Origin of the sequence: Actinophytocola sp. (assembly GCF_049647105.1) — a bacterium.
Classification (GTDB): domain Bacteria; phylum Actinomycetota; class Actinomycetes; order Mycobacteriales; family Pseudonocardiaceae; genus Actinophytocola.
The window spans coordinates 14,492-35,423 of sequence record NZ_JBARWZ010000098.1 but is presented as its reverse complement, the minus strand read 5'-3'; the positions used below and the strand labels follow the sequence as shown (position 1 = coordinate 35,423).

The window sequence follows — 20,932 nt, the reverse complement described above, 5'->3', positions numbered from 1 at the left end:
ACCCAGATTTGTGCACGTTCGGTCAATGATCGGGCGCGCTTCCTGTCTGACCCAGGTGCCACACGGGCGACGCCTCGGATAGAGGGCTGAGCAGCTGACTGTGCCCCTGACACTGTTTACCGTGGCCGCGGGCGGTCAGTCAAATAAGGTGGCACCGTGAGTGAAGACGCGCGCCGCCCGCGGTGGGGCTGGGTCGTGATTTGTTTTGTGCTTGGAGCCGGTCTCGTCGGGCTTGCCCTGTTCCTCGAAGACCGATGGGTCTGGCAAGGAACGATGCCATCTGTGCTGGTCAACGTCGGTACTACCCTCAGTCTCGCCGGTGTCCTTGTGCTGCTCGAACCGTTGTTCACGGGGCGCGTCGTCCGAGCTGGCCGGGAGGCTGTTCGGGAGGCTGCTGCGGAGGTGGAGGTGCACCTGCAGCGTCGGGCTGACGAATTGTCTGCGCGCATCGACGAGTTGCAGACCCAGGTCGATCGACGGATGGATGCTCGCGCACGAGCCCAGGACAGCTTTGTCGAGGACCTCGTCACGCCCACGTTCACGACGGTGACCAACGCGTTGACCGAAGCCAATCGCCTGGGTGCTCTCGCTGGTGGCACCGCGACCGTCGAGGCAAGCGCGGACCCTGTCGGCTTGAGTTTGAAGTTCTGGTGGGGAACCTATGCCGACGGCTCGTTCGATCCTCCTGGCCTTCGTCTCGATGTCGAGGCTCGTCGCCTTCTGCCCGGTCCAGGTGGCCAACCGGTGATCAAGCTTGAATGGAAGCCGGACGAGCCGATCGACGTGTTCGCGGAGCGCATGAACGCCGAGCTCATGCGCCAGGGACTGTGGGATGGGTCTGACACCGTGGACTGGACACTGGCCCTGCGGAACCTGCAGGACAGCCTCCGACTGGCCACTACATCCCGTCGACGCGAAGGAGCGACATGGGAGCTTCAGGAGCCTCTCTACGAGATGGTCGGCTCGAACTGGGCGCTCACCACTGCGGGAGTCGAGAGCCGTCCCGCCAACGGCGTGCTCATCCCGGAGAGTGACTTCCCGTCCAGATCCGTCGGATCCAAATCCGCCGACAGAGGACGGCGTGTCGACCCGGCGGACTGGCCGCCGCCCCAACCGGACTGGGTCTCGCGCGACGAGTGGACCGCAGTACTCGACCGAGCACAGCGCCTATTCCCCCGTTCCCGCAGGCTCGCCTTCAGCACGCTCCTGTCAAGCTGGGCACCGTTCACTGGAACTGAGCCAGACGAATTCTGAAATACCTAACCCTCACCACCGCCTCCGCGCTCAACTCGAGGCGGCGCCCGGCTGGACTTCCGAGCCGACAACCTGACATCCGCATCACCGCCACTACGCAAGAAATCGTCTACGAGGGCACGTTCTCGCGGCCGCATTGCTCGGGGTAACGGGGCGGACAGCCTGTGGTCCGTGTCCTAATTGGATCCCGATGGTCGCCCAAGTTCTCCGACATCCACCGCTCTCGTTCGGAGCCAGTATTCGTGTGGATGACTTGGGCGACCATTCCCTCACGGGGTTGACGGTCGGCCAGGTTCGTGTCGAGCCCGGCCACCAGCAGTTGACCGCCATGATGTGACGTGCCAGCCAGGTGGCGGTGAGGTCCACCGCGCCGGACGGCTTGACCACGGTGAGAAAGGCATCGACCGCCGCTGATCGCAGCGCGTTCCGGCTGGTCGCGGCGGCGTCGGCGAACGCGCGACCCCAGTGTGCTCAGTCGTGCGGCGGTGCGCTGGGTGACGCCGGGGCGGTCGTCGGGACGGCCCGGCGCTCTAGGAAGCCGCGTCCTTCTGGTCACCGGCCTCCAGCTCCCGCTGCTCCTTGGCGTCCCTCAGCCCGGCGACCTCCGCGTCCTTCGGGTCGCGGACGTCTTTGGATAGGGCCTGGAGCACGGCGTCCTGGTCGCCGTGGAGCTCGCCGGCGATGTCGTAGACGAGCTCGGTCTCGACCCACTCCCCGTAGGGCAGGAACCCACGGTTGATCAGAACCGAGTTGCGGTCGAAGATCAGCCATTTGTGGCCCGCGTCGTGCTTGTCGTTTGATCGCAGCCGGGCGGCGGTTGCCCGGTCGAGCCGGACGCCCTTCATCGTGTGTTCCAGCCTCAGTCGGACACGCAGCACCGTGGCCAGGTGACCCGGCAGTTGCAGCAGGATCGCCTTCATCTTGACGTCGTTCTTGGTCGCGGCTGGGTGGATCGTCAACGGCCCCGCAGGTTCGGCCTCAAGGTGCAGTTCGAGCAGCTGCGCAAGCAGTTCCGCCCGGTGACGCGCCTCGGCGGTGAGCTTGTCCTTGGTAGCCCGCTGATCGGATCTTCGCCAGCCCACGATGGCGATCCCGAGAGCAACGGTGGACGAGACGAGGGAGGTGATGAGCCCGAGGTATGCAGTCATGCTTGCGGAAGGTAGCGGTGAGCATCGACAACCGGACTCAGCCAGTCCACGGCGGAGGTGCCACACCGCTTATTGGCCATGTGACGTGTCACGAGGAAGGGTATTCGCTTCGAAATCCGCCCTCTCTGTTGCACCTGGAATCTAACGACGTCTGCGAGGAACTATGTCCTCATCGGCCGCACCCGTTGAGCTTGTCATTGCCCGTCAACTGAACACCTGGCTGGCCGCGCCGTTGCAGACCGCTCGGCTCTACGCCGAAGGACTGATCAACGGGCTGTTGCCGTCGTCGCGGATGCGGACGACTGGAGGCGAGTTCCGGCTGCTGTCGGTCACGTCATCGACGAGGAGCATGAGGCGTCTGGCTTCCGTTGGACTCTGAACGCCGAGGAGTGGGGGATCGGTATCGGCAGCATCCACGGCCTCGCGCATGGTGTCATCGAATGCGTCGAGACCGGTGCACGGTATGGGATTGAGACCGACCTGTATGTGGCTTGGTTCGTCTATCCCGAGGACCTGGAGGAGACGGACCTCACCATGGAAGACCTTGCGACAGCCTTCGACGACAACGTGCTGGCTGCCGCGTCCGCGTTCTTGCGCGCGTGCGCCGTCATGCCAGACCGGTAGACTTCTTCCGCTTCGTCTACGACCTCGAACTCGAGGGCTGGCGCGTCGCCGCTCAGCGACCTGATTCTCAAACAGCCGAAACCGGACGCCCAACTTCGCTCCCAATTAATGTCCAGTACCCGTTGGACGGCTGCGGAGCGTGGCCAGGCATGCGGCGGGGGAGAGGTTCAGGCCCGTGATCGTGGTCCTGTCGATCTGCCCAGATGCTCTCAGGTCGTGCTGGGGTCCGTGGCGATGAACCTGGGCCACCCGCCCGGAGAAGACAAGCCGAGCTTCGCTCGGTCGCCTCCGGCGATCTTCCCCGACCGGCCGACCCAGAACCCCCGCCACCCCCTTCGGGGCCCCAGCCCGACCTGATCACGCATGCGGCAGATCGACAGCACCACGATCCCGCACCAAGTGTGCGGGTCGAACTGAGAAGGAGACAGAACAATGGCTAACGAGCCGATCGTCACCATCGTCGGGAACCTCACCGCCGACCCCGAGCTGCGGTTCACCCAGAACGGGCACGCCGTCGCCAACTTCACCGTCGCGGAGACGCCCCGCCAGTTCGTCCAGGGCGCGGGATGGAAGGACGGCGACGCCCTGTTCATGCGGTGCACCGTCTGGCGGGACATGGCCGAGAACGTCACTGAAAGCCTTCGGCGGGGGATGGGTGTCATTGTCCAGGGGCGCCTCAAGCAGCGGAACTTCGAGACCCGCGAGGGCCAGAAGCGTTCGGTGATCGAGCTGGAGGTCGATGCGATCGGCCCGGACCTGCGGTGGCAGGTCGCCACGGTCGCGAAGGCCGGCCGCGGCTCCGCTCCGACCCGCGCCGAGGCGTCGTCCACCACCGAGGACCCGTGGAGCAAGCCCGAGGCGGAGCGCGAACTGGTCGGCGCGGCCGCTGGCGGTGGCGACAAGCCGCCGTTCTGATCGCAGCCTGACCAAATCCTGACCAACTAACCGAGCAGGGTGGCGCCCGAGACCCCACGGGATGCCGCCTGCTCACCCTCGGCCGGGCCCCTCACGAGGGGCCCGGCCGAGGCCGTTCCAGGAGCCCTTCCCGTGCGAACTCTCCTCCCATCGACTGCCGAGCCCGTCGGCCGGTTCGATTTCGGCTACGCCGTCCACGACTCACTCATCCCCAGGCCGCCCTACCACCAGCCGCTCCCGAGCACCCCACCACCGGCAGGCGACCCGAAGACCGACTTGTGCGGCTGCCCCGCCTGCCTAAGCGGCCGCTACTACGACGTCTCACCAGCCTGCCGGTTCTGGCGCAGCGACTGCGAGGTTTGCCACGGCACCCGCACTCACATCCGCCGCCAGCCCGGCAGGGTGCGCCGCACCTTGTTCGACTGTCTGCTCTGCGTGACTGACTAGAACCAGGCCGTGACCTGGTTCTATCTCGCCCTCGGCGAATCGCCGGACCAGGCCGTCTCCACCCAACCGCCACGGGGGAGGAGCTGACGTGTCGCTCCGGCTTTGGCCTCTCCGCCGACGCTGCCAGCACTGCAGTGCACCCGCGCGTCTGACCTACCACGGTTGGTGTTCAGGCTGCGTCCGTCGTTGCTGCGACGAGGGCGACGGCCCGCGTGTCGGGCTGCCCACGCCCGCCGATGTCAACCACGCCATCGGACAGCTCGATGCCCACCTCCGCATCGACGGCTACCGACCACGTCGCTGCTGGACCTGCGCACTGCTCATCGATTACTGCCCAGAGTGCGACACCGCAGTAATGGCCATGACCGCGGAGGACCTCGCCATCCACGGCGTCGTCGGCGGCTGGGTCGTCGTCGGCTGCGAAGGCTACGTCACTGCGGGCCTCCGCGCCGCAGCAACTCGAGCTGGGACCTGACCCCCGTCCTCGCCCGAGCCTGGCATCCCAACACCCATCCCGACCCCACGAAAGATCCTCATGGTGCACGAGCACAGCATCCCCAGTGGAGGTCCAGCTACCTTCGCTCTCTTGGCCTGCGGCTGTCACACCTTCTACCTCGGCCACGACATCGCGCCCGGCGATCCGGTCACCTGCCCGTCGCCGACCCGGTGCGCGGGCGCAGGGAGCCGGTGGACCACTGTCACCTCGATCCTCGCCGGAACGGCGCAGCCGACGGACAGTAGGGCAGCGCATGACGTGACACGACTGACGCATTTCCCCTGTACGAATGCGCTGTGAGCGGTATCGCGGGCGCTGCAAGCGAAGTGGTTTTGCGTCCTCAGCCGGGCGGTCAGAACCGCTCCGACGGCAGGCCACTGGATCGTCTTACGCCGGGTTACGCGGCGATCGGTAAGCCCAAGAGAGGCGAGATGGGGTGTGCCAGCGCAGAAGCCCGAGGGCTTACCGATCCCGTAGGGTCGGCCGACCAAGCTGCGCTGGCACGATGCCTGCCGCGTCACCGGGCTGATTGACACCCTGGACGACAGGCTCGATCAGTCTATCCAGACAGCCAGTCTCAGCCGACGCGCCAGGGCTCGTGTCGTGTCCGTCCCCGAATGGGTCGCAGCCGCGCGTCACCAAGCACCCTTCGCTTTTGAGCGTCTCATGGCGGGGTGGTCGCCTCAAGGGCGCCTGACGGCGTCGGCTTCGCCGATCGAGCAAGCTCGACCCTTGACCCGACCACCCCGCCACCAGTGCCGAAAAGCGCGAAGGGACGGCAGGAAAAAGAGGGTAAAACAAACAAATGTAAGTATTTTGTTCCCTCATTTTGAGCTGCGCACACCTACCCCGTTACAATAGGCTGCATTTAATGCATGTAAACATTGCTAATTGCGATGTAGACCGATAGAATCGAGACTGAAAGAAACGCCGAGAACGACCAAGCTCGGCGGTCGCCAAAGTTGATTAAAGGAATTACTCGAAATGACTCAGTCACCTTGTGTTTCTGATGCAATCACCGACGTTGCCGTAATGATTAAGAATGGGAAGCTTCGGGACGCCAAGCACCTCATGGCCCGGTTGCTCGACAACGTCGAGCCGCACGTTCTCGCCCTGCTCGCCGAGTGTGCGGACATCCTGTCATGCCCGAACGTCGTTGCCCGTCCTAAGCTGCTCGCCCTCTGGGGCGAGCACCAGGCACACCCCGTCGCCCTGAAGATCATCGCAGCGTGCGCGCCCGCGCGCGACGAATGGGAGACCCGCGTGGTGGACCTCCCGCAGGTCACCTCCGCCTGCCGGGACAGTACGCGGCCCAGTAGTCCAGTTGGCACCCGCCGCAGCGCCCCGGCAAGTCGTAGCGATCTCCGCGCCCGCCGCATCCGTGGCCGCGCCGACCAGCACGCCGCCGCCTACACCGAGCACCGTGCAGGCGTCGACGACCAGCCCGCATACGGCCCACGGTCCGACGCCTACGCCATCGACTACGACAACGCCGCCCTCTACGCCCTGCGCGGACTGGACTGCGTGACGTGCTGGACCGAGCGCACCCGCGCCGACCACGCCCCCCGGGTCCGCGAAGGCGACCTGTCCGACGACGGACTGTGCTCCGAATGCCGCGACAAGGGCCGCGAAGGCATCCCCAGCCTGCCCGCCGACTTCACCGCCGCCGACGCCGTAGCCGCCCGCTGCACCTACATCGCAGCCCGCCACCGCCCCGCCACCGCACGAACCTTGCTCAACAGCGAGTGGCACGCCGTCGGCATCGAGGCCAAGGCGCTCATCAGGGCATGGTGCGCGGCGAACGCGGAGCTGGTCAACGCCGAACCGCCCAAGGACGACCCCGTCACGGCCGCTTGCGCGTGCACCAGCACGAAGCGAGTGCGCGACGGGTTGTGCGCCGACTGCCGAGAACTCGCCCCCAGGTCGATCGCTGGCCCGCGCGTGAACTCCAACCGAGGTCGCGGAGCCCTCCAGCCCCTTGCAGCCATGGCGACCATCGTCGCCTGACCGCGCGTGGTGCGTGGCCCCAACCCGTTGGGGCCACGCACCATCCAACGACCATCCCCAGCACCTCACGCCAGCCGTCACCCCTCGCACTCCCAACTGACCACACCCGCTCACCTCAAGATCATTCAGCACCTCTCACTCGCTCAAGATCAAAAGATCACACACCTCTGGCACTTGCAGTGTCACGGTCCCGTGTTGCGTCAGATGCGAACCCGGGACGGTTTGCGTGGGCCGGCCTGAACTGGCGAAACGAATGCCTGGGAGGCGCTGAGGCGACCGTAGCCGAACCGACCGCCACGGAGCCGACCGTCGCGTCACTCGATCGGCTGGACTGACCTGCTTGCCCCGGCGGCCGCGCATCTGATGCGACAAGCTCGCGTCAGATGCGAGCCGAGAAGCGAGGGTTCCGTGGGCCGATATGGCGACATTCCGGGTGCTGCGCACCTTCATGTGGTGGGCAACCTGCCGTTGCTGCACCCGGAGGACCAGGTGTTCGAGGCGATGCTGGACGGGTGGCGCAGTCAGCAGTTGGCGCGGAACCTGGCGTACACGACGGTGGAGGAACGCGAGCGCACCGTGCGTGTCTTCACCGCTCACACCGAGGCATATCCTTGGGCCTGGATGCCGCAGCTGGCCGACGAGTGGTTCACCGATCTGAGGGCGATCCGGCACTGCGTGAAGTCAACGGTCCGCGGGTACCAGGTAGCGATCCGCGGGTTCTGCAGCTACATCACCGACCCGGCGTACGGGTGGCCGGAGCTGTGTGAGCAGCGATTCGGCACGCACCCGATCCAGATCATCTACGACATCAACAGCGCGGCGCACGTCGCTGACTCGGAGGCCGACGCGGCCAAGCGTGCGTTCACCCGCGAGGAGCTGCAGACGCTGTTCGACCACGTCGACGACCAGGTCGCTCGCAAGCGCGCGCTGGGCAAGAAAGGGTGGTTGTCGGCGTTCCGCGACGCCACGCTGCTCAAGACGGCCTACGCCTACGGCCTGCGCCGCAACGAGACCCGCATGCTCGACGCGGTCGATTTCGGCCGCAATCCACGTGGACCGGAGTTCGGCGATTTCGGCGTCTGCTACGTCCGCTACGGCAAGGCACAACGTGGCTCCCCGCCGAAGCGGCGCAGCGTGCTGACCGTCTGGACGTGGTCGGTCGATGTGCTCGAGCAGTGGTTCACCGAGGCCCGACCTTTGTTCCGTTGGGACAGCCGGGCGGCGTGGCCCTCGGAACGCAATTCCCGGATCGCCGGCAAGACCCTGGACAACCGGCTCGCCGCCTACCGCGATGAGCTGGGCCTGGACCCGGCGCTGGACTTCCACTCGCTGCGCCGCTCGTATGTCACGCACCTGATCGAGGACGGCTGGGACCCGCGGTTCGTGCAGGAACAGGTCGGCCACAACCATGCCAGCACGACCTCGATCTACACCTGCGTGTCCTCCGACTACCGGACCCGCACGCTGCGCACGGCGTTGGACAACATCCTCGCCAGCGCCATCACGACCGTTCCAGGAGGCAGTCGGTGAAGCGCAAAGTCGGCTACCGCTGGCGGCTGCGGGAGGTCATGGCAGAGCACGGCATGTACGCCACCACCGAGCTGGTGCCGCTGCTGCGTGAGCGCGGCATCGACCTGTCCACCTCCCAGGTGCACCGCATGGTCACCGGCAAGCCGGAACGGCTCTCCCTGACCGTCCTCGCCGCGCTCTGCGACATCTTCGAGACCGATCCGGCCGCGCTGATCACCACCACCGCGGCCACCGCCGGCGTTCGCCTCACCGCCGACGGTGACGTGCCCTCACCGGCATCACTCGCCGGACTACGTCCCAAGCGCGCCCGGATCACCGACCGATAGCCGGTGCCTTTCCATGAGCGAACACAGGAACGAGTTGACCGACGAGCAGCTGTTCTGTGCCCGTTGCCGACGCCCGGTCTGGTTGCGCCGGAGCCGCCCGGACGGGCATCAACGGCGCTGGCGCGGCACCGTGGTCGCTGCCACGAGGCGCTGGCCGGAGGGCTACATCTGCTCTGGATGCCACGCGAAAGCGTGCGAGACCTACGGCCGCTGCCCCGGCTGCGGCGTCGACCGGCTCCTGCCCGGCCTGACCGAACACGGCACGCCGGCATGCGCCGATTGCGCCGGACTGGCCACGAACTTCCGTTGCCGCCGCTGCGGCCAGGAAGGCTGGCTCGAGAAACGCGACACCTGCGGCAGGTGCGTGCTGGCCGACCGACTCGACGAGGCCCTCGACGATGGAACCGGGCGTGTTCGGCCCGAGTTGGTGCGGCTGCGGGACAAGCTCTGCGCGATGCCCCGCCCGCGCAGCGGCATCGTCTGGCTGAATAAACCCCACGTCCCACCGATCCTGCGCGCCCTGGCCCACGGCGACGTTCCCCTCACACACGACGGACTGGCCACGCTCATCCCGTGGCGATCCGTGATCTACATCCGTGACCTGCTGATCAGCAGCGGAGTGCTCCCGCCCGTCGATCGGTTCCTGCTCCTGTTCGAACAATGGCTCAACCAATGGCTCGACACGATCCCCGACCAGGAGCACCGCAAGATCCTCCGACGCTTCGCCACCTGGCACACCGTGCGGCACCTCCGTGCCGTCGCCGAGACCGCGCCGATCGGGCCATACCGCAACATCAACAGCCGCGGTCAGCTACGCCAAGCCGCCACCTTCCTCGCCGAGCTGACCGCCCGCCGACTCGTTCTCGACGACCTCAACCAGGCCGAACTCGACCACTGGCACGCCAAAGCCACCCGAACTGAACAACAGATGCTGCGCCCGTTCCTGACCTGGATCTGCCGCCGCCGAAGCCACAAGCTGCGCCTACCGCCCGTTCCGCAAACAGTCGCAACGCCGCTGGACCAGCAGCAGCGGCTCGCCCTCATCCGCCGGATCCACGATGACCACACCATCGACCTAGTCGACCGGCTCGTCGCGCTGCTGATCCTGCTCTACGCCCAACCCCTGTCCCGGATCGTGCGCCTCACCATCGCCGACGTCGTGATTAACAACGGGCAGGTCCTGCTGCGCCTCGGCGAGCCGGCCGTCCCCATCCCCTCGCCGTTCGACCACGTGCTCACCGACCACCTCGCCGACCGACCGAATCGCACCACCGCCACCAACCCAGCCAGCGCGTGGCTGTTCCCCGGGCGCCGCGCCGACCAGCCCATCCACCCTGGTTCCCTGCGGCTGCGCATGCACACTCTCGGCGTCCCCATCCTCAACAGCCGCACCGCCGCGATCCGGCACATGCTCCAGGAAGCACCCGCCTCGGTCATCGCGAGCATGCTCGGTTACCAGCAGACCTCGGCCGAGAACATCGCCGCAGCTGCCAGCGCTCACTGGCAGCGCTACGCCGTCAGCCGAGCAAGGCAAGATGAACGTCGGAAGGGGCGCTGAGCGGACCGGTACGAAGTCCAAAACGACGGAGTCTGTACGAATCGCCGACATGATCTGCGGTAACTTCCCAGACGAGCCCACGCTGTTCGTGTCCATCGACGTCACTCCCTGTTCGTGCAGCTGTTCGCCCGGGCTCCCTGCAGTGGTTGAACGCCCGACGAAGGCGGCGGAGAGCCACGGCGACCAACCCGTCCGGCTCCGCCGTGGCCATGGGCGGGCAAGGTCGTCCAGTATCGGCGAGGTGAAACGCGCGAGGGTGCTCAGCATGGCAGCTTGCTCTAATGGTCCTCGTCTACGAGCTGAAGTGGCGGCAGCGCGGTGTCGATGGCCTCGCGCAGAACGTCGACCGCATCCGCCCGTTTCCGGCATCCAAACTACTGTCAGTGAGGTCGGCTGAGCCGCCGTCGCAGGTCTTCGATCTCCAGGAGGAACTCCTGCGCTACCGTGAGTGACTCCTCGGTCACCGTGCCGCCGCCGCTGTGGCTCGCCGTGGCGCGTTCTTCCTTCTCGAGCCAGGCGAGGTGCGCGGTGTGGTGCGCGTGCAGGCCCGCGAGCAGCGAGTCCCCGGCGCGCGTGACCGGGCTGCCCGCCGTCGGGTAGTACTCGACCACGAAGACGGTCGGCCTACCCGCCCCGAGCTCACTGAGGCGATAGCAGAGGAACTTGCCGCCGAAGCCGGCGTAGTTGTTGACGCACAGCACAACCGGCAGGAGGTCAGGATCGCGGACGAAGACGTCCCGCTCGTTCTTGCTCATCGGGCTTGCCTCCGGCGGACCGCCGCGGTCGAGCGACACGGCCAGCTTCGCCGGCTGGTTGGTGAAGTGGAACATGAGCTCGGGGTCGACCTCGTGCAGCAGGAAGAACTCGTCGGGAAGCTCGACGCCGTAGCACTCGCGCAGCACCTCGCGGGGACCGAGTCCGGTCTCGTACAGCGCCCGCGCCAGGCGTGCCATCGAGGGGTAGTCGTCCCGCGACGCCGCCGCGCGAAGGTCTTCGATGCTCACCACTACCCTCTTTCGCGCCTGCGCCGTTCGCGGTCGATCGTCTTCAGCAGACTGCTCAGTGGGCGCCAGACTTTCTTGAGTTCGTCGGCCGTCATTGCGTCGATGATCTCCTTGGCCAACTCGTTCGCCGCGGCGAGCGCCTCTTGTGCCTGTTCTCTTCCTCGCTCAGGCAGCTCGAGCGCCATGGTACGGACGCCGTCGCCGAGCCTGCCCAGCAGAGCTTGGATCTCGGGGCTGCTCGCGGTCAGCTTCGGTTTGTCCGCCATCAGCAGCACGACGTCCTCGACGTGGACGAAGATCTTGTCCTGGAGATCGCCCCTGAACTTCTCCTGCCCGCTCCTGGACAGCCCGGCCAGTCCCGGCGTGGCCATGGTGAACTCCCTGGCGAGGTTAACAGCGCTGAGCATGGTCTGCGACTGCATGATCATCGCGTAGGCGCTGTGTGCGCGGCGGATGGTGTCGGTCTCCTCGGGCTTGCCCGCGGCGTCGGGGGTGAGCTCCTTGCCTCGTTGCGCGGCGCGGACGTGGGCGGGGGTCTGTTCCAGGCGGCGCGCGACGTCGCCGGGTGCCGGGCTCGTCACCGTGCTCACCTCCGGCACGAAGACGATCTTGAAGTCGGGGCCGAAGACCTCCATCAGCCGGTTGCGCAGGAAGCGGCCCTCGGCGGCGCCGATGCCGTAGATCTCGCCCTGTGCCGCCATCAGCGCCCTGGCCCTGGTGTCCTGGAAGATGCCGCGCAGGCGGCCAGCGCGGTTCTCGAACGCCTTGATCAGCATGTTGGGCTCGGTCGGGTAGAGCATCTGCGGGTACTTCTCGTTGATCGCAACCCGGGCGGCCCGGTCGATCTCGTTGAACTGGACGGTCAGCTGTTCCTTGCGCTTGGCTCCCTGCCCTTTCCACTCGTACCCGGCGAAGTGGTAGCCGCCGACGACGAGCAGCGGGTCCTCCGCCATCTCGTCGAGCACCTTCTTGTACGCGGCGAGCACACCCATCGCGTTCTTGGCGGCGACCTCTGTGTCGGCGTCCTGGCCCACGATGTACACCGCGTCGTTCATGTCCTTGAGCACGCTCACCGCCTGGTCGGTGTAGGACGAGTTGAGCACCTCCTGGCGGAAGAGGCCGTACGGCAGCGCCTTCTTGTCCCGCAGGCCCTTCTCGTTGTTCTCGGCGAACTTCCGCAGGTCCGCGTCCTGCAGGTCGTTGTAGGCCGAGCGGACCTCGGAGAAGGGGACCGTGTCCTGCGTGCCGCGTTTGACCCACCTCGGTGTCCAGACGAACCCGAACACGGCCAGGAGGAGCTCAGGCGTCTTCTTCACGTCCCCGACGGCAGTGCTGATCTCTTCCTTGCCCTTCGCCGGGTCCAGGTGTTCGAGCCCGTTGACACCGATGACGACCGCGGTCCGTGCCGCCGCGATGTCCTTGGTGCCGCCCTCCCAGCCCGCGGTGAGGTACCGCGTGGCCATGTCCGGCTTCTTGGTCACCTCGTCGGGGATGGCCGCGATGGTGATGACGAAGCCGGTCCGGCGGTCGAGCCCTTCCATCGGGATGTGGTGCGGGCTGAGCTGTTCGAAGGCGCCTTCGCGCCTGCTGATGGTGAACTCGCCCTTGGCCCTGGCGATCTCGTAGGGGAACAGCTCCTCCGGCCGGGTCTCCGCCTCCGGGTTGATGGAGAGCCGGATCGCGTAGGAGTCCTTGCCGATCTTCTTCAGCTGGATCGACTTGAGCTTGTGCCGCCGTTTGATGGCGGGGAGCTTGCGCTTGATGCTCTCCGGCGTCGCCTCGTTGTCCTTCAGCAGGCGGGTGGCCTCGCGCAGCGCAGCGTCCAGGGAGCGCTTCTTCTTTTTCTTGTCGCGCGCGTCGCGCTTGTCACGCTTGTCGTCGCGTTTGTCGCGGCGGCGGTCCCTGCGGCGGTCCGGGCCCCTCTTCCTCGGCCCGCGCCGGTCGTCGTCGCGGCGGCGCCGCCTGCGTGCCCGGTCCCGGGCGGGACGGCGCGGCTTGTCCGGGCGCTTCTTCTTCGGCTTCGCCTTGGGCTTGAGCTTGACGCCCAGTTTCTTCAGCAGGCCACCGATCTTGTCGATGACCCAGTCGATGGCGCGCTTCACTGGTCGTGCGATCTGGTGGAAGATCTGCTTGACCCGGCCGCCGATGCCGCCGATGCCGAGGAGCGCGGCCAGTGCGCCGATCAGCACCGGGATCGAGCGGGCGAGGGCCTGGACGACGAGTACCGCGACGTTCGCGGCGCCGCGGGCGATGGCGATCACCGCGTCCAGGACCGCGTTGACGAACTCGATGATCTGGCGTGCCTGCGTCACGATGAAGCGGACGATGTCGATGATCATCTTGCAGGCGCGGATGAACGCCGAGGCCGGGTTGAACAGCGACACGATCCAGGTGACCCCCGCGATGATGATCGTCGGCAACAGGTACTGGACCAGCTTGCCGATCAGGTCCTTCTTCAGGTCGCCGACCCGCGACCTCAGGTCCGGCCACATGCCGGCCACGCCGCGTTTCTTCACCTCGACGACGATCGGGATGGCGTCCTTGCCGGTCTCCGCCGCGGCCATGGTCTTCGGGGAGACCTTGCGGGACAGGCGGGCGCGGATCGCGGGCCAGTTCAGGCCGAGCAGCCCGGCGATCATCACCAGGATGCCGAGGATGTCGAACGTGGCGGGCAGTTGGAGGCCACCGCCGACGCCCGAGCCCAGCAGCCAGGCCAGCACACCCTGCTGCAGGTAGCGGCCTGCGTCCTTCATGAACAGCCGCAGGCCGCCGCCGACGCCGGAGACGAGCCTGCCGAGGAAGCCGATCGGGTCGCGCAGGATCAGGCCGACCGCCGAGGCGGCCTTGCGGAGCACGCCCATCAGCAGGCGGCCCAGTTCCTTGATCGTGTTGATGACGCCGCCGATCGCGGCCGCGGCCTTGGAGACCAGGCCCTTGTTCTTCTCCTTCTCCGCCGCGATCTCCTCGTCGACGGCCTTGACCGCATCCGTGTACCTGGTGGCTAGCGTGTCGACGAGCTGGGTGCCCTTGTCGTTGACCGAGTCCTGCAGTGAGTCGAACTGGCCCTCGAAGTCGGCGGCCGCATCCTTGCCGATGGCCTTGAGGTCCTTGGGGAGTCTGTCGACCGCGTCCTTGAGCTCCTTGCGGCCCTTGGCGATGCGGTCCTTGGCCTTCTTCAGCTCACCGACGACGGTGTCGGCGACGTCGGAGATGACCTGGCGCATCGCGGTCAGGTAGTTGTCGCGGGCGCGTTCGTAGATCCGGTTGGCCTCCTCCGGCAGGTCCGCGAACAGGTCCTTGACCCACCGGGCCTTGCCGGTAAGCCCCGAGTACCGGCGGTCCTTGTACTCGTCCATGCCGCGGGTGTGCTCGTCGGTGAACCGGTCCCGTGCCCGTTTCTCCCCCTTGGTGAACTGGTCGTCGACCTTCTTGTCCAGGTCGGACAGGATCTTCTCGACGTCGCACTTGGTGTCGTCGAAGACCTTCTGCAGCAGCGCGGTGACCTGGGTTCGCCTGTCCTCGTCGCGGCCCTTCGTGCCCTCCTTGCCCGTGGTGACCTGCTTGCCGCAGTTCACGCGGGTGGCGTGCATGCCGCCCATCGCCGCCGTGCCGTTCTGCGCGGCGGCGCCCTTGACCTTCTTCAGTTCGCGGGACTCACCGGCACGCAGCTCCTTGGGCGCGGCCTCCGAGTGGGCCTCCAGCTCCTTCTTGTCGCCCACGGCCTTGTCGAAGGACTTCTCCTTCGACTTCTTGAACGACAGCTGCTCCTCGGTGACGCCCGCGGCCGCCATCTGGTCGTCGACCTTCTTCGGGCCCGCCGACATGTCCGTCGCCGACGGCGGCAGCACGTCGGGCGCGGCCTGGGTCGGGTTCGGGGCACCCGGCTTACCCGGCACCTTGTCGGCCGCCAGCGGCACGACCGCCTTGGCATCCGGCGCCGGCTGCGGCGTCGCGGCGGTGGTGTCCGCGATCTCGCAGGCCGCGGCGTCCTTGCCCTCGCCGACCTTGTCCTGGACCTCGGTCTTGACCTCCTCCGCCTTGCCCGAGTCGCCGAAGTTGTCGGCCTCGTCGAGGTTCTTCGGGGCCCGGTCCTTGATCGCCTTCTCCACCGCGGCGATGAACGACGCCTTGTCGAACTCCTTCGGCTGCGCGGCGTCCATGTCCTCGGCGTGGGCCGCCTTGCCGCGGGCCTCCTGGTCGTCGTCGGGCGCCGCCGCCGCGCCCTGCGCCGCGTCCGCCTCCGTCGCCGCAGGCGGGTGGCTCGTGCCGACGCGGCGCTTCTTGGCCCCGACGTCCTTCTTCAACGCCTGGAACTTCGGGTCCGCGCCCGGCGACCGAGGGCCGGCCGCATCCTCCTTCGTCTCCTTGTCGCCGCGTGCCGAGACCTCACCCGTGTCCTTCTTGCCGGGCGCCGGCGCGGGTGGCGCCTTGGCCTTCTGCACGGGCTTCGGCGGCTGCTGCTTCGCCGGTTGCTGCCGCTGCTCCGGCGCCGCGGTGGCCTGGGCCGCCACGGCCTGGTTGCCGACCAGGTCCTGCCCGGCCAGCAGCATCTGCCCGGCCCACCCGGACGCGTCGGGCTTCGCACCGCGCGGCAGGCCACCCATCGCGGCCGTCACCGCCGCGTTGCCCGCCTGCGCCCGTGCCGCCACCACAGCGGCCGGACCGGACTCCATCGCCGTACCGCCCTGCGGGCCGCGCACGTCGGTGAGTGTCGCGACGTCCGGTGCGGGCGACACCGCCTTCGCCGGGCGCGACGTACGGATCTTGACGGGTGGCGTCATGCGGCGCTGATCCCCCCGGATGTGCTGGTGGCACGAGGGTTGCAGCCGCGCGTCACGGTGCCGCGACCACGACGTCACCACTGCGTCACCGGTGACCCAGGGTGTCGACGTTCAAAGGGGAAGTACCGATCGCGCTCAACTCCGGAACCGTTGACGCGCGGCTGGCTGGAGGACTGAACCTCACCGGCAGGCCCGCTTTCAACGCCGGGATGGTCCTCCGTGGGGTATGACCTCCGTCAGTAGCTCAGCGCCAAAAAGAGCCGAGGGATTCGCTTCGCCAGCTCGGGACGCCGTCACTGCACCGTTCACACGGAAGAGAACCCGGGACAATCGAATTCGGGACGGTACCGGTAGCGGAAGCAAATTCACTCGCGATGTCGCGTAGACTTGGTGTCCTGGGGGGAAGGGGCCACAGGCCCGCACGGTGACCATGACGTGTCACGTGCTGCACGCCGGGGATGGCTATCAGTACCTGACGCGTCAGGTGGCCAGTGGGGATGTGCAGCGCTCCGCCCACGATCCTCTCGTCGCGTACTACACCGTTGAAGGCAACCCGCCCGGCCAGTGGGCCGGGTCCGGGATCGCCGATCTCGACGTGGCCGGGACCGTCTCCGAAGAGCAGATGCTCGCCCTGTTCGGTGAAGGACTGCGGCCGGACGCGAACGCGTTCATCGCCGGGCGGGTCGCCGGTGGCATGTCGTTCGAGAAGGCCCGTGCGCAGGCCCGGCTGGGGCGCCGGTTCGCGCAGTACGACAACGAGATCCCCCTGGTCAAGAAGGCGGCCGCAGCGTACGGGCAGTTCGAGCGCGAGCACCACCGTCGGCCGACTGTGCAGGAGCGTCGGCGGCTCAAGGAAGGGATCGCGCAGGCGCTGCTTGCCGATCGGCGGCCGGGCGAGGTCATCGCTCCCGAAGACGTCAAGAAGTACATAGCCGACGAGTTGGGCCGCGCCCGGCACGCCGTAGCTGGGTTCGACCTGGTCTTCTCGCCGGTCAAGTCCGTGTCGCTGTTGTGGGCGCTGGGTGGCCATGAGATCCGGACTGCGGTGGAGGAGATCCACGAGGCCGCCTGGCATCGCGCGCTGGCCTACGGCGAACAGGTCGCAGCGTTCACCAGAATGGGCGCGGGTGGTATCGCTCAAGTCCCGTCGCACGGCTTTGTCGCGGTCGCGTTTGTGCATCGTGATTCGCGTGCGGGTGACCCGGATTTGCACACCCACGTGACCGTGGCGAATCGGGTGATGGGGGAGGACGGTCGATGGCGCACGCTGGACAGCAAACAATTGCATGCCGCTGCCGTCAGTATGAGCGAAGTCTACAATTCCGCGATCGAACAGGGAATTGTCGACCGTTTCGGCGCGGACTTTGTCGAGGTGTCGAAGGGGGCCGGTAAGCGTCCGGTTCGGGAGATCGCGGGTATGCCGGGGGAGTGGATCCGCGGGTTCAGCCGCCGCCGTACTCAGGTCGAGGCCAGCTTCGACGAGCTGGTCCGCGACTACGTCCGCCGCCATGGCCACACCCCACCGCGCACGGTGCAGATCCAGCTCGCGCAGCAGGCCACGCTCGCTACCCGCCCGACCAAGTCCGCGCTTCGTACCCTGGCCGACCAGATCGCCGACTGGACCCGCCACGCCCACGACCTGCTCCCCGGCGCCTCCATCCCCGACGTCATCGCCGAGTGTCTGCACCGGCAGACCACGTCTGTCGAGTACGACCCCGAGCGCGTAGCCGCCGCGGTGGTCGACGTGGTGTCGGCCAACCGGGCGACCTGGAACGTCTTCCACATCCGGGCCGAGGCCCACCGCCAGCTACGGCCAGTCGACTTCGCCGGCGCCGAGGAGCGGATGGCCGCGGTGGAGACGGTCGCCCAGCTCGCGCTCGACCGCGACTCCGTGCTGCTCGACGTCGAGGTCGAGCCCGCGCCGAGCCTGCTCCAGCGGCCGGATGGGGAGTCGGTGTTCATCCGGCATGGCTCCCAGCGCTACACGAGCGAACAGATACTCGCCGCCGAACGACGCCTGGTCGACGCCGCGCACACGATGGTCGGCCCCGTGGTGACCCGGTTCGCGCATGACCTCGCGATCCGCCGGTTCGAGACCACCAGCCGCAAGAAGGTCCGGCTCAACCCCGGCCAACGTGCGCTCGTCGAGCACTTCGTCTCCAGCGGCCTGTTCCTCGCCGTCGGCATCGGACCACCCGGCACCGGCAAGAGCACCGCGATGCGAGCGGTCCGCGAGGCATGGCAGTCCACCGGCGGCCGCGTGCTGGGCTTCGCCCCGTCTGCCGTCGCCGCGAGCGTCCTCGGTGACGAGCTCGGCGTCCGCGCCAACACCATCCACAGCCTGCTGCTCGCCCACACCCTCGGCGTTGACCTCGACATCCAGCCCGGCGACATGCTCCTGATCGACGAAGCCGGCATGGCCGACACCCGCTCCCTGGACGGCGTCCGCGCCATCGCCGCCGAACACGGCGCGGTCGTCCGCCTGCTCGGTGACCATCGTCAGCTCTCCGCCGTCGAAGCAGGTGGCGCGCTGCGGTTGATCTACCACGACACCGGCGGGGTCGAGCTGACCGACGTCCGCCGCTTCGCCGATCCCGCCGAAGCCGCCGCCGTCCTGCAATTCCGGGTGGGTGACAAGCAGGCGTTGCAGTTCTACGCCGACAATGGCCGCCTGGTCGGCGGTGTCCGCGCGGTCGCCTTGGACCGGCTCTACGCGGACTGGAAAGCCGACGTCGCCGCCGGGCGCACGTCGATCATGATGTCCGACTCGACCGACGTCGCCCGCGAACTCTCCGCCCGCGCGCAGTCCGAGCGTCGCGCCACCGGCGCAGCTGAACTCGGTGGAGTCGACCTGCACGACGGTACGCACGCCGGGGTCGGCGATCGGATCGTCACCCGCAAGAACCGCCGCCAACTCACCGTGCTCGGCGGCCGGGACTACGTCAAGAACGGCGACCTGTGGGAAGTCGAGAAACGCCACGCCGACGGCCGGCTCACCGTCCACCACGTCCAACACCGCGGCCGGCGCACCCTGCCTGCCTGGTACGTGGCCGAGTGGGTCGAACTCGGGTATGCCGCCACAGTCCACCGCAGCCAGGGCATGACCGTCGACACCGCCCGCGCCTTCCTCACCACCGCAGCCACCCGCGAAGCCGCCCTCGTCGCCCTCTCCCGCGGCGTCCACGGCAACTACGCCTACCTCGACTCCGAAACCGTGCTCCACCCCGACGAACCCACGATCCTGCCCGGCGACCTGTTCTACCGCTACCGCGAAGCCACCCCAGCCGTACGCGCCCTGGGCGCCATCCTCGCCCGCGAAGGCGCCGAACCGTCCGCGACCGAGACCCTCCGCAAAGCGCTCACCGAATTCGACACCCTCTCCACGATCGTGCCGGAGTACGATTACGGACTCGACGTTCACTGCGGCCCACTCGCCGTCGAATACGCCGAACGGTGGATTCGCTACGCCTTCCCCGACCCAAGCGGCGAAGTCGACGCTGAGGACGTGCTCGCCGACGACGCCTGGCCTGCTCTACGCGCCATGCTCCACAGAATCGCCGCCACAGGCGTCGATCCCGTCAACCTTCTGCGCGACCGCGCCGACGAACGCGCGTTCAGCTCCGACCCCAGCAACCCAGCCCGCTCCGCGGCCAAGGTGCTCCACTACCGCCTCATCGACGACTTGCCCTATCCCCAGGCCGGCGCCGACCGCCCCAATCTCCTGCCCGGCTGGGTCATGAGCCCACCCACCTCCGACTCGAACGACACCGACCGGGAGTACGCCGAACTCGCAGACTGGCTCAGACACCGAGCACACCGCATCGCCGACCGAGTGCAGCACCTCGGCGAGCGCGCTGTCGATCTACGACCTCCGTGGGCGACCGGGCTGGGCGACGTGTCGGACGATCCGGCCGTCCGCGAGGTGTGGATCCGCCGCGCCGGACACGTCGCCGCGTACCGCGAACGCTGGCACATCACCGACGACATCGCCGAGGCACTGCCACCGTGCGACCAGGGTGAGCAGGGCCGGGCGCGAGAGTGGGTGGCCCGTTACCTCGCTCAGCATGCGCTGCCGGAGTCCATTGTCGACCACGACAGCCAGGAAATACGCATCAACCGCGTCCGAAGCCAGCTTGACACACTCAAGGCTCGCATGAGTCACGGACCGGACGCGCGGCGCACCGATCCGAATCTCGACTCGGACGTCGAGGTCGACACCGGGCTCGGCGCGGGGCCGGACATCGATCTCGGGCCATGAGTCAGCTACGCGGCCAACTTCCGAGTGGATCGCCGCATCCCGCTACCTGGTAGAGGCGAGTTCGCCAGCACTCGTCCCGAGCCGGTCGACCCAACTGACCCGGCGCGTCACGGGGTTCCCCATTGCGTCGCCGGCTTGAGTGGATCAAGCGATGACCGTCGACATTGTTTCGTCGCCGGTGGGGTCCAGGCGGAAGACCACCCGGGTGCTGTCCAGCACCCGGTGATTCAAGCTGGCTGGGCCCGGGTGCTCGACTGATCCGGTCTACCGAGGACATCCAGAGGGGATCTGAAAGCTACGCCCACCGGACGGCCCGGATGCGAGGCGGGACCAACTCAACATTCCCAGACTTCATGCGGGGGAGGGAAGCGTCTGTTGCGTACTCCCTCGAGTGGTTGGCGTAGCGACAGCTATATGCATACAGGCATGCCTGTATGCATATAGCCTAATTGGCTTGGCGGTCTGGGGATTCACCGCGCCGTGTGGCGCAGCCGCTGCTGCCGCAGCGTTCCTTGTGCAGCTAGTCGTGCCGGCTTTGGACCCCGAGGTCGTCAGCGAGAACCTCGAGCCGCTGGTACGGCTTC

At 67.5% G+C, this 20,932-nt stretch carries 10 protein-coding genes; 7 read left to right on the top strand and 3 right to left on the bottom strand.

Going from position 1 to position 20,932, the window contains the following annotated elements; translation table 11 throughout:
• The first annotated feature begins 156 nt into the window (after positions 1-156).
• Positions 157-1,254, top strand: coding sequence for a hypothetical protein (locus WBA97_RS12130; protein WP_424230861.1), 1,098 nt, complete (start codon positions 157-159; stop codon positions 1,252-1,254).
• 530 nt (positions 1,255-1,784) lie between these two features.
• Here WBA97_RS12130 and WBA97_RS12125 read toward each other — a convergent pair.
• Complete coding sequence (locus tag WBA97_RS12125; protein WP_424230860.1) at positions 1,785-2,402, bottom strand: hypothetical protein; 618 nt, start codon at positions 2,400-2,402, stop codon at positions 1,785-1,787.
• 1,056 nt (positions 2,403-3,458) lie between these two features.
• Between WBA97_RS12125 and WBA97_RS12120 the strand changes: the two genes are divergently transcribed.
• From WBA97_RS12120 to WBA97_RS12100, 5 genes are all read left to right on the top strand, one after another.
• Positions 3,459-3,941, top strand: coding sequence for a single-stranded DNA-binding protein (locus WBA97_RS12120; protein ID WP_424230859.1), 483 nt, complete (start codon positions 3,459-3,461; stop codon positions 3,939-3,941).
• A 1,975-nt stretch (positions 3,942-5,916) separates the two neighbouring features.
• Entirely contained in the window at positions 5,917-6,891 is a 975-nt protein-coding gene (locus tag WBA97_RS12115; protein WP_424230858.1) for a hypothetical protein, read from the top strand.
• 453 nt (positions 6,892-7,344) lie between these two features.
• Positions 7,345-8,421: a tyrosine-type recombinase/integrase gene (locus tag WBA97_RS12110; protein ID WP_424230857.1), complete on the top strand. Its 1,077-nt coding sequence runs from the start codon at positions 7,345-7,347 to the stop codon at positions 8,419-8,421.
• Positions 8,418-8,747, top strand: a complete 330-nt coding sequence (locus WBA97_RS12105; protein WP_424230856.1) for a helix-turn-helix domain-containing protein — start codon at positions 8,418-8,420, stop codon at positions 8,745-8,747. Before WBA97_RS12110 ends, WBA97_RS12105 begins: the two co-directional genes overlap by 4 nt.
• 34 nt (positions 8,748-8,781) lie before the next feature.
• A complete protein-coding gene (locus WBA97_RS12100) occupies positions 8,782-10,305 on the top strand; it encodes a hypothetical protein (protein ID WP_424230855.1) in 1,524 nt (507 codons plus the stop codon).
• A gap of 380 nt (positions 10,306-10,685) precedes the next feature.
• On the opposite strand, the gene WBA97_RS12095 is transcribed toward WBA97_RS12100, so the two are convergent.
• Positions 10,686-11,309 (bottom strand): hypothetical protein, encoded by a 624-nt coding sequence (locus WBA97_RS12095; RefSeq protein ID WP_424230854.1) that lies wholly within the window; start codon positions 11,307-11,309, stop codon positions 10,686-10,688.
• Between the two features lie 2 nt (positions 11,310-11,311).
• Positions 11,312-16,090 (bottom strand): hypothetical protein, encoded by a 4,779-nt coding sequence (locus WBA97_RS12090; protein ID WP_424230853.1) that lies wholly within the window; start codon positions 16,088-16,090, stop codon positions 11,312-11,314.
• 430 nt (positions 16,091-16,520) lie between these two features.
• On the opposite strand from WBA97_RS12090, the gene mobF reads away from it, so the two are divergent.
• The gene (gene mobF / locus WBA97_RS12085; protein ID WP_424230852.1) at positions 16,521-20,348 is read left to right on the top strand and encodes a MobF family relaxase; all 3,828 of its coding nucleotides are present in this window, start codon (positions 16,521-16,523) and stop codon (positions 20,346-20,348) included.
• The last annotated feature ends 584 nt before the right edge of the window (positions 20,349-20,932 follow it).